Annotated in this window: 15 protein-coding genes; 7 read left to right on the top strand and 8 right to left on the bottom strand. The window is 67.4% G+C overall.

Annotated elements, in window-relative coordinates:
* Positions 1 to 93 precede the first annotated feature (93 nt).
* Positions 94 to 1,095, top strand: a complete 1,002-nt coding sequence (locus M0R88_RS03345) for a hypothetical protein (RefSeq protein ID WP_248655550.1) — start codon at positions 94 to 96, stop codon at positions 1,093 to 1,095.
* 55 nt (positions 1,096 to 1,150) lie between these two features.
* Here the strand turns inward: M0R88_RS03345 and M0R88_RS03350 are convergent, their stop codons facing one another.
* Positions 1,151 to 2,674, bottom strand: a complete 1,524-nt coding sequence (locus tag M0R88_RS03350) for an RAD55 family ATPase (protein WP_248655551.1) — start codon at positions 2,672 to 2,674, stop codon at positions 1,151 to 1,153.
* A 218-nt stretch (positions 2,675 to 2,892) separates the two neighbouring features.
* Between M0R88_RS03350 and ppc the strand changes: the two genes are divergently transcribed.
* Together ppc and M0R88_RS03360 are read left to right on the top strand one after the other, a co-directional pair.
* A complete protein-coding gene (ppc, locus tag M0R88_RS03355) occupies positions 2,893 to 5,628 on the top strand; it encodes a phosphoenolpyruvate carboxylase (RefSeq protein WP_248655552.1) in 2,736 nt (911 codons plus the stop codon).
* A 464-nt stretch (positions 5,629 to 6,092) separates the two neighbouring features.
* Positions 6,093 to 6,713 carry a hypothetical protein gene (locus M0R88_RS03360; protein WP_248655553.1) on the top strand — a complete coding sequence of 207 codons (621 nt, stop codon included), beginning with the start codon at positions 6,093 to 6,095 and terminating at the stop codon, positions 6,711 to 6,713.
* Positions 6,714 to 6,842: 129 nt separating this feature from the next.
* Here the strand turns inward: M0R88_RS03360 and M0R88_RS03365 are convergent, their stop codons facing one another.
* From M0R88_RS03365 to M0R88_RS03375, 3 genes are all read right to left on the bottom strand, one after another.
* The gene (locus M0R88_RS03365; RefSeq protein WP_248655554.1) at positions 6,843 to 7,301 is read right to left on the bottom strand and encodes a phosphate-starvation-inducible PsiE family protein; all 459 of its coding nucleotides are present in this window, start codon (positions 7,299 to 7,301) and stop codon (positions 6,843 to 6,845) included.
* A 554-nt stretch (positions 7,302 to 7,855) separates the two neighbouring features.
* The gene (locus tag M0R88_RS03370; RefSeq protein WP_248655555.1) at positions 7,856 to 8,173 is read right to left on the bottom strand and encodes a cupin domain-containing protein; all 318 of its coding nucleotides are present in this window, start codon (positions 8,171 to 8,173) and stop codon (positions 7,856 to 7,858) included.
* 620 nt (positions 8,174 to 8,793) lie between these two features.
* On the bottom strand, positions 8,794 to 9,012 hold the full coding sequence (locus M0R88_RS03375; protein WP_248655556.1) for a DUF8142 family protein: 219 nt from the start codon (positions 9,010 to 9,012) through the stop codon (positions 8,794 to 8,796).
* A 142-nt stretch (positions 9,013 to 9,154) separates the two neighbouring features.
* On the opposite strand from M0R88_RS03375, the gene M0R88_RS03380 reads away from it, so the two are divergent.
* The 3 genes from M0R88_RS03380 (at position 9,155) to M0R88_RS03390 (ending at position 11,787) form a co-directional block, all read left to right on the top strand.
* Complete coding sequence (locus tag M0R88_RS03380) at positions 9,155 to 9,850, top strand: MBL fold metallo-hydrolase (RefSeq protein ID WP_248655557.1); 696 nt, start codon at positions 9,155 to 9,157, stop codon at positions 9,848 to 9,850.
* Between the two features lie 48 nt (positions 9,851 to 9,898).
* Positions 9,899 to 11,074: a sensor histidine kinase gene (locus M0R88_RS03385; RefSeq protein WP_248655558.1), complete on the top strand. Its 1,176-nt coding sequence runs from the start codon at positions 9,899 to 9,901 to the stop codon at positions 11,072 to 11,074.
* Positions 11,075 to 11,163: 89 nt separating this feature from the next.
* A complete protein-coding gene (locus M0R88_RS03390; protein ID WP_248655559.1) occupies positions 11,164 to 11,787 on the top strand; it encodes a class I SAM-dependent methyltransferase in 624 nt (207 codons plus the stop codon).
* Between the two features lie 8 nt (positions 11,788 to 11,795).
* Here the strand turns inward: M0R88_RS03390 and M0R88_RS03395 are convergent, their stop codons facing one another.
* From M0R88_RS03395 to pyrG, 3 genes are read right to left on the bottom strand one after another with little or no spacing between them, the layout of a single operon-like run.
* Positions 11,796 to 12,116 carry a DUF7126 family protein gene (locus M0R88_RS03395; protein WP_248655560.1) on the bottom strand — a complete coding sequence of 107 codons (321 nt, stop codon included), beginning with the start codon at positions 12,114 to 12,116 and terminating at the stop codon, positions 11,796 to 11,798.
* A gap of 1 nt (position 12,117) precedes the next feature.
* A complete protein-coding gene (gene guaA / locus M0R88_RS03400; RefSeq protein WP_248655561.1) occupies positions 12,118 to 13,035 on the bottom strand; it encodes a glutamine-hydrolyzing GMP synthase in 918 nt (305 codons plus the stop codon).
* Positions 13,035 to 14,705: a CTP synthase gene (pyrG, locus tag M0R88_RS03405; protein ID WP_248655562.1), complete on the bottom strand. Its 1,671-nt coding sequence runs from the start codon at positions 14,703 to 14,705 to the stop codon at positions 13,035 to 13,037. The genes guaA and pyrG overlap by 1 nt, the downstream gene beginning before the upstream one ends.
* Positions 14,706 to 14,925: 220 nt before the next feature.
* Here pyrG and M0R88_RS03410 point away from each other — a divergent pair, with 220 nt between their 5' ends.
* Entirely contained in the window at positions 14,926 to 16,053 is a 1,128-nt protein-coding gene (locus M0R88_RS03410) for a S1C family serine protease (RefSeq protein WP_248655563.1), read from the top strand.
* A gap of 8 nt (positions 16,054 to 16,061) precedes the next feature.
* On the opposite strand, the gene M0R88_RS03415 is transcribed toward M0R88_RS03410, so the two are convergent.
* The gene (locus M0R88_RS03415; protein ID WP_248655564.1) at positions 16,062 to 16,688 is read right to left on the bottom strand and encodes an alpha/beta hydrolase; all 627 of its coding nucleotides are present in this window, start codon (positions 16,686 to 16,688) and stop codon (positions 16,062 to 16,064) included.
* Positions 16,689 to 16,690 lie beyond the last annotated feature (2 nt).

The following is a 16,690-nucleotide window of genomic DNA, read 5'->3' on the forward strand; positions in this document are numbered from 1 at the left end:
CCCCCGTCCCGGCCGTCGAATCGACGCCCGACCCCTGTTTGCAGCAAACACCAAAGTATAAATATCATCGCTGGCTGTCTGACAGTGGATACAATGGGTGCGGACGTGACGGAGATCGTCGAGGCAGTGAAATCAGGTGACAGCACTGCCGACGTGGAGGCAATCGCCGACCACGACCTCCCACCGGAAGTCACGGAACTCGTCGAGGAGTACGAGCGCTTCGACGGCACCCGCGACCCGTTCCTCTGGAAGTGGTTTCACTGGCTGACGCCCCAGTTCACCTTCTCGTTCGTGCCCGACGAACACGTCGCCGACGCGCGGACGGCGAAGATGCTCGCGGGCGTCTTCATCACCATCGTAGACGACTTCCTCGAAAAGGACCACGACCGCGAGACGTTCGACGAGGCGGTGAAGATTCCCCACGCGGTCTACGAGATGGACGCCGACCGCGAAGGGGTTCAGACGCGCCAACTCGAACTCGTCCGCGACGTGTGGACGACCCTGCTGGACGTGCTGGAGCGCGCCCCGAGCTCGGAGGAGTACCTCCCGCTGTTGCGGTTCGACACCGAACAGGCGACCAACGCGGTCCACTACTCGTACCTGCTCGACAGCTACCCCGAACTCGCCAACACCCGAGAGCTGACGGTCCACGAGTCGCACAACATCATGATGTTCGCGTACGCCGACGTGGACCTGATGTTCGGCCCGACCTTTCCGCGCTCGGACCTCGCCACGCTCCGCCAGATGGTGTGGCAGGCCCAGATGATGGCCCGCATCGGCAACTGGATAGCCACGTGGGAGCGCGAGCTGCACGAGACCGACTTCAGTTCCGGCCCGGTCGTCCACGCGCTGGAGTCGGGCCTGCTCGATTACGAGGACCTCGACAGACTCCGGACCGACCAGGAGTTTCGCGAGGCGGTCATCGAGGACCTCAGAGAGGCCGGCGTCGAGGCCGTCTTCTTCGAGCAGTGGCAGAGCCACTACGAGGAACTCGAGCGCCTCGCTGCGAACCTCTCGACCATCGACGCGACCTCGTACGCCGAGGGGATGGAGACGGTTCTCCAGTACTTCTTGCGAGCGAAGGGCAAAATCTGAGTCGGCGAGCGTCGCCGTCGCGTCGCCCGGCGAACTGCTTCCCGGACAGGACGACCTACTTCGTGGACCGCACGACCCGGACGTAGGGCGCTTCGTCCACGTGGTCCACGATGCCCATCGACTTCGTGGTCTCGGAGATGGACTTCTCGACCTGCACGTACTGGATGCCGTTCTCGTGTTTCCACGTCCGGAACATGTGCTGGGCGTCGTAGACGAAGAACTCCGCGAGGTTGGTCCCCATCGTGTCGGGGTTGTGGATGTACATCGCGGTGTCGTCGTCGAACGCGATGTCCTCGCGCGCCCAGTAGTAAATTTCTCGGACCTGCGAGGGTTCGAACCACCGGAGGAGCGCCTCGGTGTAAACCAGCGCCATCACGGGCAGGTCGCGCCGCTCGGTGATGTCGGCCAGCACGCGCTTGACGAAGTTCATCGATAGCGTCCTGCTCTTGGCGACCAGTCGGCTGAGCAGTCCGCTCGACGAGACGGTGTAGACGTTCCGGTGGTCGCCGTAGGCGTTCCACGCGTTGAACGAGTCGAGGACGAACAGCGCGTTCGAGTCCAGCAGGTCGCGGATGTCCGAATCGAGCGGGAGCATCGACTCGAAGCGGTCGGGCGTCAGTGACGGCGAGGGGACGAGCCAGATGCCCATCCCGGCGTCGAGCGCGCTGGCGGCCATGCCGACCACGAGTCCGTCCACGAAGGCGCGCCCGTCGTGTTCGAAGAGGGCACCGCTGCCTTTGGTGATGCCGCCGCTGATGACGTCGAGTCCTTCGAAGCCGGTGGACAGCACCTCGTCGCTGCCGGCACCGAGGTCGTGGGTCCGGTTCTGGGGCGTGAGGAACACGCCGCTCTCGTCGATGCCGAGTTCGTACTCGCGGGTATCGTGGTCGATGCCCCGCATCTTGAGGACCCGGAGGAACCGCCGGGGGTTGCCCTCGATCTGATTCCGGCGGAGTCGAACGACGCCGTGGGTCGAGAACTCCAGGACCGCGTGGGGCGCGGGACGGTCGCTCGACTCGTCGCCGGACCCGTGGACGCTCGACTCGGCCGTCAGCAGCGAGGTCGCGCCGAAGTCGTCGGTGAACAGGCGCACGAGGTCGAGAATCGCCCGCTGGAAGAAGTGGGAGTCGCTCTCGATGCCAGCGAGACTCGCCGTGCTGTCGAACACCACGCGGTCGCAGGGCCCGAACCGCGAGAGGTACTCCTCGATGTACTGCATCTCGAAGGGGGCCGAGTAGCCCTCGCCCAACACCTCCTCGTCGGTCGACGTCTGCATCGTCAGGTTCTGTTCGCCCTCTTCGAGGGTCCGGCCGGTCCGCGCGTGGACGTGGATGAGCGTCAGGTTCGGGTGGTCCAACTCGAAGTCGAACCCCTCGAACGCCGAGCGCAACTCGCCGGCGGTCTGCTCGGTCGAGACGTAGAGACACTCCTCGCCCTCGTCCAGTCCCTGCTGGAGGAACTGCATGGCGAGCGTACTCTTGCCGACTCCCGGCCCGCCGGAGACCAGAATCGAACGGTTCTCCGGAAACCCACCGTCGAGGATTCGGTCCAACACGTCGCTCCCCGTAGAGACTGGCATTTGTCGTGGGTTCTCCTCGTCCCGACTTGAACTTAATACTTTACTTCGGTCGATTCACGGGAAAACTTCGATTAAATTGAAAGTGAGATTATAAACTATATCTGATACGCAGACAGCGCGTCGCGGCTCTCCGGCGGCCGAAAACGATTTACTCGACTTCGAGTGGCAAATTTCACGGCTTCCCGACGTTTTAGCCCTCGTAGCGCGTAGGGCGTGGTATGCAACTCCACGCCAGAGACGTGCGTCGGGACGTCCGGGAACTCGGCGCGCTTCTCGGAGACGTACTCGAAGCCCAGACCTCCGCGGAGGCGTTCGAGATAGTCGAATCCGTCCGGACCGAGGCCATCGACTATCGACGCGGCGACGCCGAGAGCCGCGACGACCTGCGCGCGGACCTCGCCGACCTGCCGCCCGAGCGCGCCGGGGTCGTGGCGCGCGCGTTCGCCACCTACTTCGAACTCATCAACCTCGCCGAGGAGCGCGAGCGCGTCCGGGCCGTCCGCGAGGGGAGCCAAGAGGGCACCCTCGCCGACAGCGCGGCCGAGGCCGCCGAGATACTCGCCGACGAGGGGGCCGACTCGGCGGAGGTCCAGCAGGTCTTGGACGACGTGCTGGTCGAACCGACCTTCACTGCCCACCCGACCGAGGCCCGCCGGAAGACGGTGAAGGCGAAGCTCCGGTCGGTCGCCGAGGCCATCGAAACGCTGGACGAGCGCAGGCTGACCGACCGCGAAGCGGAACTTGTCGAGCGCGACCTCGAAGCCGAGGTGACGAGCCTCTGGCAGACCCCGCAGGTCCGCGAGCGCAGGCCGGAGGTCACCGACGAGGCACTGAACGTCCAGTGGTACCTCGAAAACACGCTGTTCGACGTGGTGGGCGACGCCTACGACGAACTGGAGCGCGCGCTCGGCGAGGAGTTCGAGGACGTCGAGGTGCCGAAGCTCTTCGAGTTCCGGTCGTGGGCCGGGAGCGACCGGGACGGCAACCCCTACGTCACGCCGGACGTGACCGCCGAGACGCTCGAACGCCAGCGCGAGGTCGTCGTCTCGCGCTACCGCGAGGAGTGCAAGCGCCTCTCGGGCGTCCTGAGCCAAGACGACCGGAGCGCCGCGGTCGCCGACGATTTGCGAGAGCGACTGGAGGCGGACCGCGAGCGCCTGCCGGGCGTCGCCGAGGAAGCCCGCGAGCGCTACCCCGACGAACCCTACCGCCAGAAGCTGCGGCTGATGCGCGAGCGCCTCGACCGCGTGGGCGACGTGCGCCCCGGCGGCTACGACGACGCCGACGAACTGCTGGCCGACGTGGACGCCTTAGCCGAGAGCCTGCGCGAGAACGGCGCGGAGACGGTCGCGGAGGCCCGCGTGGACCCGCTCCGGCGGCGCGTCGCCACCTTCGGGCTCTCGCTGGCGAGCCTCGACCTGCGCGACCACCAGCAGAACCACACCGAAGCCGTCACCGAGGCGCTGGCCCGCGAGGGCATCGACTACGGCGCGATGGACGAAGACGAGCGCGTCGAGACCCTGACCGAGGCCATCCTGCAGGACGAGCCGATACTCGACCTGACCGACGGCGAGGGCCTCTCGGACACGTCCGAGCGCGTCCTCACGCTCTTCGACCGCACCGCCGACTGGCAGCGCGAGTACGGCACCGAAGCCATCGACACCTACTGCATCAGCATGACCGAGGAGCCGAGCCACGTCCTCGAAGTCCTCTTCCTCGCCGACCAAGCCGGCGTCGTGGACCTGCCGGGCCACTCGGGACTCGACGTGGTGCCCCTGCTCGAAACCGAGTCGGCGCTCTCGGGCGCCCGGCGCATCATGGGCACGCTCTTCGAGAACGAGGCGTACGCCGCCGCCGTCGAGGCCCGCGGGGGAACGCAGGAAATCATGCTGGGCTACTCCGACTCGAACAAGGAGAACGGCTTCCTCGCGGCCAACTGGAGCCTCTACCGCAACCAGAAGCGCCTCGCGGACATCTGCGACGACCACGACGTGCGCCTGCGCCTGTTCCACGGCCGCGGCGGGTCCATCTCGCGGGGCGGCGGCCCGATGAACGACGCCCTACTCGCGCTCCCGAACGAGACGGTCACGGGCGCGGTCAAGTTCACCGAGCAGGGCGAGGCCATCGCCGAGAAGTACGCCAACCCCAAAATCGCCGAGCGGAACCTCGAACAGATGCTCAACGCCCAGATTCGGGCGCGTCACGAGGCCGTCCGCGAACCCGTCGAGGCGGTCCCCGACGAGTGGGACGAGGCGATGGAGACCGCCGCCGACGCCGCCCGCGAGGCGTACCGCAATCTGCTGGAGACCGAGGGGTTCGTCTCCTACTTCGAGGACGCGACCCCCATCGAGGTCATCGAGGAGCTGAATCTCGGGTCGCGTCCGGCCTCGCGGTCGGGCGAGCGCACGGTCGAGGACCTGCGGGCGATTCCGTGGGTGTTCTCGTGGACCCAAGCCCGGTGCATCCTGCCGGGGTGGTACTCGCTGGCCGCCGGGCTGGACGCGTACCTCGACGGCGAGGCGCAGGGCGCCTCGGATGCGAGCGGTGAAACCGCGAGCGGCGGCGACGTGGAGACTCTCCGCGAGATGTACGACGAGTGGCCGTTCTTCCGGACGATGGTGGACAACGCCGCCTTGGCGCTCGCCCGGACCGACCTCGACATCGCCGCGGAGTACGCCAACCTCGCGCCCGCCGACCGCCGCGAGCAGTTCTTCCCCCGAATCGAGTCGGAGTACGAGCGCGCGGTCGAACTCGTCACGGGAATCGCCGAGCGCGACGGCCTGCTGACCCGCGAGTGGTTGGAGGAGAGTCTGGAGCGCCGGAACCCCTACGTGGACCCGCTGAACCTGCTCCAGACGAAACTGCTCGCCCAGTCGCACCTGACCCCTGAGGAGGAGCGCACCCTCCGGTTGACGGTGAAGGGCATCGCGGCCGGGATGAAGAACACGGGGTAGTCGGCGACGCGAAATTCCCCGGCGACGGTCGTTGCTGACGTTGCGGCGACGGTCGTTGTTACGGATGCAGTAGTGGTCGCTGACGCGGATGCGGTGGCGGTCGCTGACGTGGATACAGTTTTCAGCGGCGCAACGATAGCGGCAGTCGCCGGTGCTGTCGGGAAGTCCTAGGTGAGGGTCGCGGTCACGAAACCTACAGCTTCGACACCGTATCGTCGAGGTCGGTTATCATCATCACCTGCTCCTCGGTCGCGGCGGCGATGTTCGAGGTGAGAAAATCGCGGGTCGTGAATGCAGTACGGGGCCGACGGCTACGGCGCGCTCGTCCAACGGCGAACGCGTCCCGCGGCCGGCGGTTTTCGTCCTATCGCCCGTCTACGAACGGCGTGGCGGGAGTCGGCGTCTCCGGCGACGGCAACAACCGTTACGGGCGTCGATGACGTCTTTCGAAGACAGGTGGGGAAATGACCGACGAACGAAATTTAGACCTCGACAGACGCAGTTTTCTCAAGCACAGCGCGGTCGGCGCGTTCGGCATCGGCGGTGTCGCGAATAGCCTGACCGCCGGCGCGCGAGCGCAGGACGGAGACGGTCAAGGGGGCGACGACGGCGGGAGCGACCCGGAAACGTCGTTCTACGGGCGGCGGATGGTGTTCCCGTACCCGGAGCGTCTGAACGCCGATCTCCGTCAGCAGATAATCATCATGACCGACCAGAAGGACCAACGCCCCGACCAGTTAAAGGGCGTAGACCAGAACGAGGTCGATCAGTGCAACTTCGGCGAGGAGTGGCCGCCACAGAACCTCAACGTCTGGGAGGGCATCATCGTGGACTGGAAGAACGCGGGTCGGACGATCGGCTTCTACGGCCGGAATCCGACCGTGGAGGCGACGCAACTGGTCGAGCGCAACACGATTTTCGTGGACGCGCTACCGACGGACATCCCGCTCGGCACGCCGTTCGTGGTCTCGCGCACCGACCGGTGTCCGGGCGACCTGATAGGCGTCGAGGCGATCAAAGTACCGGGCATCGAGGTCCAGACGGGACCGGGCGAGAGCACCGGCGAAAGCACGGGGAACAACTGACTCCGGTTTCGGGGTCCGAATCGGCGGACGCACCGTCGTCTTCGATTCGCCGTCCGCTCTCCCGAGCGTTCAAGCAGGAGTTGGCCCGCCAGAAAGCCACGATACTCCGGCCAAACGGCGCGCTCGGCTTTACTCTAGTTCTCCGCCGCTCCCGGCTTGGCGGTGGACCGCGAAGAAGCCCAAGAGCAACGCGCCGAGCAACAGCGCGTAAACGCCGGCGATGGTGATGGCCTCCGTCGGGGAGTACTCGTCGGGCTTGAAGATGATTATCTGGCGGACGACGGCGATGAGGCCCGCGTGAATGACCGCGATGACGACGCTCTGTGCCTCGACGTAGGCCACGACGGTCTTGTAGAGTTCCACGACGACGAACAGGTAGAGCACGATGTCGATGGCCGACCGGATGAGCGAGACGACGCCGGAGGACTCGGTCGCGCCGAACATCGTCAGCGACGCGACGATGGTGATGCCGAGGTTGACTACGCCCAACAGGAGCAAGACGACCAGAAACGCCGCGATGACCGTCTGGAGGAACGTCACCGACCCCTCCAGCCAGTTCGTGACGCGCGTTGCTTCCAACCGGTCCATTAGCGTCTGTAACTCGTTCGCCCGGCAGAAGTGCGTTCTGCCCCCGAACCGCGGAGGAGACTCCGGAGACTCTCGTCGGGGCGGTCGCGTCGTAGCCAGTATAGAACGATAGAGCAGTCCTTGAAGTGGTCGTACATTTTTATTCTAATCATAGAAATTTCTGAACGGTGAGGCCGGCGTTCGTCGCCAAAGTTCAAGTACGGAAGCGGGACCACCTTCGCCCGGACGCTTCGCGCGGTCGGCCGGAGTCGAGGCCGGACGACCGCCAGTCCGACTAACCTGAGAGAGGGCCGAGCCAAACAATCGCACGAGTGGCGTCGCTGGAGATTGGAGCGGCGTCTCCGGCGGTCGAGTTGTATCGCTGGAGGTCAATCGGTTACGGACGAACCACGTCTCCCGAGCCGTGCTTCGTCACTCAGCACGACCTCGTGCGGTGGGCGCGGCGCTCGTGAGCGCCGCGCCCGCACGTGCCGCACCGGAAATCGGGAGAGCGCGCGACACTGGGAGCGGCGGCGCTACGCGAAGTCGCGTCGAAAGCCAGTGACTCCGCCTTCTTAGGACGGGAGCGGGCAGAGACTCGCGGTCAGTACCGCGCGCTCGTCGGTGTCGTTGCGTGCGCCGTGGACTTCGCCGCGCTCGTGGAGGACGACGCCGGGGGCCTCGACGGTCTCCTCGGTGTCGCCCTGAATCACCGTCACCGTGCCTTCGAGGACGTGGAAGACGTTGGTCGCGTCGGCGTGGTCGTGGGGCGACAGCTCCGCGCCGGGGCCGAGCGCGAACGCCTTCACGAGTACGTCGTCGGTCACGGCCAGTTCCGTATCGAGGACCTGTCCCTGCTCGGGGTCGAGGTCGGGATAGCGGTCGAGTCCCATGCGGTGAGAGACGGCGGGACGGGTCTTAAAAACCGGTCCGACGGTCGGTCGCTGCCGTCCGTCTCCGAAAAGCGGGGCGGGCGGACGAGTCCGGTGGCGCAGTCGTGCTGGGTGCGGCCAAGTCGCGGTTCGGCCGGGTGGTACGGCCGAGTGCCGTCGCGGCCGGGTGGCGGGACGCGGCCGCGCGGAGGGCAAATCGGAGAGTGCGGCGGTCGATGGGTGCGGATTCGTGTGCCTCTCGAAGACGAGCAGCGGCGAGCGGTCGGCCGTCGCGTTGGCGGAAAACCGGGCCGGTGGGCGGAGCGGCCCGGCCGGGTGTGTTCGTCGCCGCTCGTCGTGCCGGGATGTGCGGTTGCGGTCGTCGTCGCACTGCCGGGAGCGGACGGCAGTGCGCCGGTCGCAATGACCGCACTCGTCCCTATGTGAGCCTCCCACTTCAACCGCGAGGACCGTCCAGATGGTTCAGGCTCGTTCACCGCCGTAGTGAACGGTTTTGAACTGTTCAACGGCGGCGTAGGGCGCTCGAGCGACTGTCGAGCGGCGTCGTAATTCGACGGTCGAGAAACGAGACGACCGTTCGGCGACGGCCGGACCGCGCGATGGTCCGACCGAGGCGGCGACTACGTGCGATGCTCGCCGACGAATCCGGTCGAGAACGCTATCCACGCCAGCACGCTCACGAACAGGATGGGCGGCAGGATAGCGAATCCCCAGAGCGGGTCGATACCCCACGCCAGCAGTAGGACGACGTCGAGGAGTCCCAACGTCAGAAAGGGCAGGACGGCCAGCGCGGCCCGCTTGCGGTCTACCGACCCCGAGGACGGAAAGCGGTTCTCCATGTCCGAACGAGGGGTCCCCACGGACAAAAAGCGTCCGTTCGGCGACGGCACCCTCAGTCGGCCGACGCCGACGCGCGAGCGTCGTCCGCCGAGGAGTTCCGCGGGGGACAGGGCTTTGAGGTATGCTGTCGTGTCTCTCGACATGGCGACTGCGACCCAACTCGAAGCCGAACCCGGCACCGAAGCGGGCGTCTGGTGGCTCGACCTCGGCGGCGTCAACGCCTACCTCGCCGACGACGACGGCGACCTCGTGCTGGTGGACGCCGGCACGCCGCGGGACGCCGCCGACTTGCGCGACGGCATCCGCGAGGCGGGCTATCGGGTCTCGGACGTCGCCCGCGTCCTCGTCACCCACTACGACGTAGACCACGTCGGCGGACTCTCGAAACTCGGACTGGACGCGCCCGTCTACGTCGGTCGCGCGGACGCCGAGATACTGGCGGGACAGCGCAAGCCGAGCGCTCGCAACCACAAGGGTTTGCTCCAGCGCGTGACGAACCCCCTCGTCTCGGTTCCCGACCTCTCCATCCGACCGGTCGAGGACGGCGACGAAATCGGGAGTTTCACCGCGTACCACACGCCGGGCCACTCGCCGGGCCACACCGTCTACGTCGCCGACTCGCCGAGCGTGGCGTTCCTCGGCGACCTCGTGCGCGAGGCCGACGGTAGACTGGAGGCCTCGCCGTGGGTCACGAGCTACGACACCGACGAGGTTGCCCGGAGCATCCGACAGTTGGCCGACGACGCGCCCGACTTCGAGATGGCCGCGATGGGCCACGGGACGCCCATCATGCGCCGCGGGAGCGAGCGACTCCGGGAGTTGGCCGACCGGCTGTAACGGCTGACGCCGAACGGTATAACTTCGGGCCGTGCATTCGAAAAATCGATGGTCGGCTCCTCGCGTCTCCGCCAGGGACCGAACTGGGCGCACGTCGTCTCGGCGCTGGGACTCCTGTACGTCGTCCTCGCCGTCGGTCGGTTCGCGGCGGTCGTGGCGTCGGGCGACTCGCTCGCGGAGGCGCTCCTGAACGTCGTGCAGGTCGGCGGTCCCGGCGCGATGCTCCTCTACGGCGGGCTTCGACTCCCGGCGACCGAACTCCGGCCCGAGGCGTACCCCCGCGTCGTGACGTGGTGTCTCGGCGGGGCCGCGGTGTTGCTCGGGATAGTCGGACTACTCTTCCTCGACCCAGACGTGAACGTCAACCACCCGCTGTGGTCGGTCGTCCTCGCCGCGGCCGTCGGCAACCTCGGCGGCTTCGCCATCGGAACGAACGAGGCGCGGGCCATCTCCCGTGCCCGCGACGCCGAGGACCACGAGCGCGAGTTACAGCGCCAGAACGAGCGGCTCGAATCGTTCGCCAGCATGCTCGCCCACGAACTCCGCAACCCGCTGAACATCGCCCAAATCTACCTCCCGCAGGCCACGGCGGGCGACGAGGCCGCCGCCGCCGAGGTCGAATCGGCCCACGAGCGCATCGAGGAGATGATAGATGTTCTGCTCATCACGGCCCGGAGTACCGATTCAAGCGTCGAGACCGGGCGCGCGTCGCTCGGCGAGGTCGCCGCGGAGGCGTGGGAGGGCCTGCCGGTCGAGCGCGCGAACCTCGTCGTGGAGACCGACAGGACCGTCCCGGCCGACCCGGTTCACCTTCGGCACCTGCTCGAAAACCTGTTCAAGAATGCCGTGGAGCACGGCTCCACGAGCAGTCGGCCGTCGGCCGACGACGCTGTCGAACACGGTTCGACAACCAGTCGCCCTGCGGACGACGACGCCGTGGAACACGCCGACGAGAGCGTGACCGTTCGTGTCGGCGACCTCCCCTCCGGCTTCTACGTCGCCGACGACGGGCCGGGCATCCCGGCCGACGAGCGCGCGGCCGTCTTCGACGCCGGGTACACTACGGACGCCGACGGCATCGGTCTCGGGTTGACGTTCATCTCGCAACTGGCCGAGACGTACGGCTGGGACTGCACCCTCACCGAGAGCGAGGCGGGCGGCGCGCGCTTCGAGTTCCGGAACGTCGAGACGGAGACCGAGAAGCGACGGGCGGACCGCGCGTAGCCGAACCGCTCGTCGGTCGGAGCGATGGGTTGCCACTTCGGCCCACACTCCCCCGAGACTTACGTTCACCGAACGAGTTCACCGACGCGATGAGCGACAGAGACGCCGTTCGCCGGGCCTACGACGCGATGGCCGAGACGTACGCCGACGAGCGGTCCGCGGAGGGCCGCGGGACGGAGATTCTGACCGAGTTCCTCGACGCGCTCCCCGAGCGCCCGCGCGTCCTCGACGCGGGGTGCGGACAGGGCACGCCGGTCCTCGAACGACTCGCCGCGGTCGGCGACCCGGTGGGTCTGGACTTCTCGCGCCAACAGTTGCGACTCGCCCGCGAGACCGTTCCCGGCGCGCCGCTCGTCCGCGGCGACATGACCGCGCTCCCGTTCGAGAGCGACGCCTTCGACGCCGTGACCGCCTTCCACTCGCTGATTCACGTGCCGTCGGACGACCACGAGACGGTCCTCGCGGAGTTCGCGCGCGTCCTCCGGCCCGGCGGGCGCGTCCTCCTGACGGAGGGGTGCGAGGAGTGGTCCGGCGAGAACCCCGATTGGCTCGACAGCGGCGTCGAGATGCAGTGGGACATCGCCGGAATCGAGACGACGAAGAAGCAGTTGGAGCGCGCCGGATTCGCCGTCGAAGACGAGTGGCTGGTAGTCGATAAACTGGCCGACGACGAGGTGCAGAAACCGTTTCTCGAAGCGCGGTTGGCGGAGTGAGGAACAGCTCAGGCCGCCAGTTCCTCGGCCACCGCGTCGGCCGAGAGCAGTTGCGGGTCCACGATGAAGTCGGCCTGCCCGCGGGCGAAGTCCGGCAGGTCGTCGGCGGTGTAGACGACGACGCGCAGGTCGTCGTTGATGTCCTTGGCGACCGAGATGGCGGTCGCGCCCTCGGTCTCGGTCAGGACGAGCGCGTCGGCCTCGGTGACGCCTGCCTCTTCGAGCGCCGGGCGGTTGGCCACGGCGTCGATGCGCGTCAACTCGACGCCCTCGGCTTCGAGGGCGTCGCCCAGTCCGTCTCGGTCGGGTCCGACGAGAATCGCCTTCATCTCACTCGTACTCGATGGTCGCGGGCGGTTTGTGGGTCACGTCGTAGACGACCCGCGAGACGTTGTCGTTCTGTCCCGTGATGCGACTCTGGATGCGCTGGAGCGTTTCCCAGTCGATTTCCTGGGCGCGGGCGGTCATCCCGTCGCGGCTCTCGACCGACCGGACCGCGACGACGTAGCCGTGGACGCGGTTGTCGCCCTTGACGCCGGTGGCCTTGCCGAGGACCGCGGCGAACGCCTGCCACGGGTCGTATTCGTCCAGTTCCTCCTCGACGACGTGGGTCGCCTCGCGGGCGACCTCCAGTTTCTCCTCGGTGACCTCCCCGAGGATGCGGACCGCGAGGCCCGGACCGGGGAACGGCATGCGCTCGGCGATTATCTCTTCGAGGTCGAGCGCGCGGGCGACCTCCCGGACCTCGTCCTTGTAGAGGTCGCGCATCGGTTCGACGATGCCCTCGAAGTCCACCACGTCCGGCAGACCGCCGACGTTGTGGTGGGACTTGATGGTGCCCTCGCTCTCGATGCGGTCGGGGTAGATGGTCCCCTGCACCAGATAGTCGGCCTGCGTCTCCTCGGCGACCGTCTCGAACTCCCGGATGAACTGCTCGCCGATGGCGTGGCGCTTCTCCTCGGGGTCGGTGACGTCCGCGAGCGCGTCGAGGAATCGGTCCTTGGCGTCCACGATGCGGAGGCTGTCCATGTAGTCGAACGTCTCCCGAATCTCGTCGGTCTCGCCCTTCCGCATCAGGCCGGTATCGACGTAGACCGGGGTGAGTTGGTCGCCCAGCGCCTCGTAGGCCAGCGCGGCGGCCGTCGAGGAGTCCACCCCGCCCGACAGCGCGATGACGGCGTTCGCGTCGCCGACGTCGTTGCGAATCTCTGCGACCTTCTCGTCGATGAATTCGTCGGTGTTGACCATCAGGCTTCGACCTCCTCGGGCGTCTCGGTGTTCGCGTCGGTTCCGTCCTCGGACTCGTCGAGCACGGCCTCCAGCAGGCCGACGAACGGCGGACTCGCGCGGGTCGGCCGCGACCGGAACTCGGGGTGGAACTGCGTGCCGAGGAAGTACGGGTGGTCGGCCAGTTCCAGAATCTCCATCCGGTTGCCCGACTGCCCAGAGAACACGAGGTCCGTCTCCTCGAACTGGTCGAAGTACTCGGGGTTGACCTCGTAGCGGTGGCGGTGGCGCTCGGTGCAGGAGGTGCCGCCGTAGATGCGCTCGGCAAGCGTGCCCGGTTCGATGTCGGTCTCGTGGGCACCCAGTCGCATCGTCCCGCCGAGGTCTTCGAGGTCGTACTGCTCGGGCAGGAGGTCGATGACCGGGTGGGGCGTGTCGGCCTCGATTTCCGCGGAGTGAGCGCCCTCGAGTCCGAGGACGTTCCGGGCGTACTCCACGACGGCGAGTTGGAACCCGAGACAGAGACCGAGGTAGGGCACGCCGTTCTCGCGGGCGTACCGGATGGCCTCGATTTTCCCTCGCGTTCCGCGGGAACCGAACCCGCCGGGGACGACGATGCCGTCGGCCTCGTAGAGGCGCTCCTCGTGGTCCTCGGCCATCTTCTCGGAGTCCACCCACCGGACGTTCACGTCCACGTTCTTCTCCAGTCCGGCGTGCTTGAGCGCCTCGTTGACCGACATGTAGGCGTCTTCGAGGTCGTACTTTCCGACCAGCGCGATTTCGACTTCGCCGTGGGTGTCTTGGGTGACGAGGTTTCGCCACGTGTTGTCCCGGTCTGCGGGCGGCAGGGCTTCGTCGGCGAGGTCGAATCGCTCCATCACGTACTCGTCCAGCCCTTCCTCCTCGACCATCAGCGGGACGTGGTAGATGTCTTCGACGTCGGGGTTCGAGAACACGGCGTCGGTCGGCACGTCGCAGAACAGCGCGATCTTCTCCTTGGTCGAGGGGTCGAGTTCGTCCTCGCAGCGCCCGACGAGGATGTCGGGCTGAAGCCCGATGGAACGCAGTTCCTTCACGGAGTGTTGGGTCGGCTTGGTCTTCTGCTCGCCGTTCTTCGAGTAGGGAACCAAGGTGACGTGAGTCAGCAGGAAGTCCTCTTCGTCCTCCTCGTGGGCGAACTGCCGGAGCGCCTCCAAGAAGGGCATCCCCTCGATGTCGCCCACCGTGCCCCCGACCTCCACGATACAGACGTCGTGGCCCTCGGCGGCCTCCCGAATCCGGCGCTTGATGTCGTCGGTGACGTGCGGAATGATTTGGACCGTCTTGCCCAAGTAGTCGCCCGCGCGCTCCTTCTCGATGACGTGCTGGTAGGTCTTTCCCGTGGTGACGTTGTGGTCGAACGTCATGTCCACGTCGAGGAACCGCTCGTAGTTCCCCAAGTCCAAGTCCACCTCGCCGCCGTCCTTGAGGACGTACACCTCGCCGTGCTGGAAGGGGTTCATCGTCCCCGCGTCCACGTTGAGATAGGGGTCGATTTTGACCGCGGTCACGTCGAACCCGGCGTTGGCCAGCAGACGGCCGGTGCTGGCGGCAGTGATGCCCTTGCCGAGTCCCGACATGACGCCCCCGGTGACGAAAATGAACTTGTTCCCGAGGGAGGGGTCGTAATCGGTTTCCGGTTCTGTCGGCATACTGGGTGTCGGCGGGCGCTGTTCAAAACGATTTCGGAGCGCGCAAGGAGCGTCAGTGGGTGTCACGATTGGCGGCCCTCCGTCGGCGGCTTCCCTCCCGCCTGCGGCTACCCCCGCGTCGGCAACTCCCCTCGCGTCCACGGCTACCCTCCCGCCGGTAGCCACACAGTTCTCGGGCGCTATCCCAACCTTCTTTGTCGAATAGTGGGACGGCAAACCGATGGAACCGACTCGCAGACGCGTCCTCGGCGCACTGGCGACCGCGGCGACCGCCGGCGTCGCCGGGTGTTCGAGCGACACGGCCCCGAGCGCGGACAGTTCCGACGACCGGACCGGCGCGGGCAACACCGAGACGACCGCGGGCACGGACGAGCGACCCGTCCGGAACGCCTCCGGGACGACCGCGGCCGACGCCGACAGCGTCTACACTCGCGTCTACCGCGAGACCTCCGAGTCGGTCGCGCTGATTCGCACGCCCCGCGGCTCGCAGGGGTCGGGGTTCCTCTACGACGAGCGCCACTTCGTCACCAACTACCACGTCGTCGGCGAGTCCGACCGCGTGAGCGTCCAGTTCGACGACACCGTCTCGCGCGTCGGCCGGGTCGTCGGCCGCGACCCGCGGAGCGACCTCGCGGTAATCGAGGTGGACGTGCCCGACGGCATCGCGCCGCTCGACCTCATCGACTCCGAGCCGGCCATCGGCACCCGCGTCGCGGTCGTCGGAAGCCCGTACGGACTCCGGGGGTCGCTGACCTCCGGCATCGTCAGCGGCGTGGACCGACAGGTGCCGAGTCCGGTCGGCGACTACCAGATTCCCAACGCCATCCAGACCGACGCGCCCGTCAACCCCGGCAACTCCGGAGGACCGCTCGTCAACCTCTCGGGGAAGGTGCTGGGCGTCGTCAACTCCGGCGGCGGCGACAACATCGCGTTCGCCATCTCGGCCGCGCTGGTCCGGCGCGTCGTCCCCGCGCTCCTCGCGGACGGCGAGTACGACCACCCCTATCTCGGTGCCCGGACCGCGACCGTCACGGAACTGGTCGCGCGGGCGAACGGCTTCCCGAACGCCGAGGGCGTCATCGTCGTGAACGTTCCCTCCGACGTCCCGGCCGCGGGCCAACTCCGGCCGTGTACGAGCGTCGAGCGCGTCGAGGGGTTCCGCGTCCCGGTCGGCGGCGACGCCATCCTCGCCGTCGAAGGCACCTCGATTCGCTCCGACAAGGACCTCCACGCCTACCTCGCGCTCGAAGCGAGCCCCGACGACACGCTCTCGGTGCGGGTGCGCCGGGACGGCGCGGTGACGACGGTTCCGGTCGAAATCGGTGCGCGACCCGAACTGGTGGCGTGAGGCCGCCCTCAGAGTTCCCGAATCAGGAACTCGCCCACTGCGTCGGCCACCTTCCCGTGCTGGCCGACGAAGAAGTGGTCGGCGCTCATCTCGACCGTCTCGCGGCCCGACGCTTCCGCCCGCTGGACCAGCGGCTTCCAGTCGGCCGTGTCGTCGCGCGTCCCGTAGACGACCAGTAGCGGCCCCGTCACGTCCGCCAGCGCCTCGGCGGCGTCCAAGTCGTCGGCCAGCCGTGAGGCGGGCGCGAGCAGTGCCACGGCGTCGGGCTGCGGGTCGGTCGTCGCGGCCGCGAGCGTTGCGATGGCACCGCCGAAACTGAACCCGAATATGCCGACGCGGTCGTAGCGTTCGCGCGCCCACCGGAGGGCGTTTCGGGCGTCCTCGCGCTCGCCGTACCCCTCGTCCCAGTCGCCGTAGTCGAACCGCAGGCAGGCGATTCCGGCCTCATTGAGGGCCTCGCTGACGGCGACGAGGCGCTTGTCGCCGCGGTGCCCGCGGTGCTGGGGATGGGGCGGACAGGCGACGACGACTGCTTCGGGGTCGGCGGACTCGGGGGCGTCCGGGTCGTCGTCGGGCGTGTCGAGGGTGGCGCGCACGTCTCGCGCGCCGGGAATCGGTAGGTCCTCGGAGTTCATGT

This window comes from Halorussus gelatinilyticus (genome assembly GCF_023238445.1).
Classification (GTDB): Archaea; Halobacteriota; Halobacteria; order Halobacteriales; family Haladaptataceae; genus Halorussus; species Halorussus gelatinilyticus.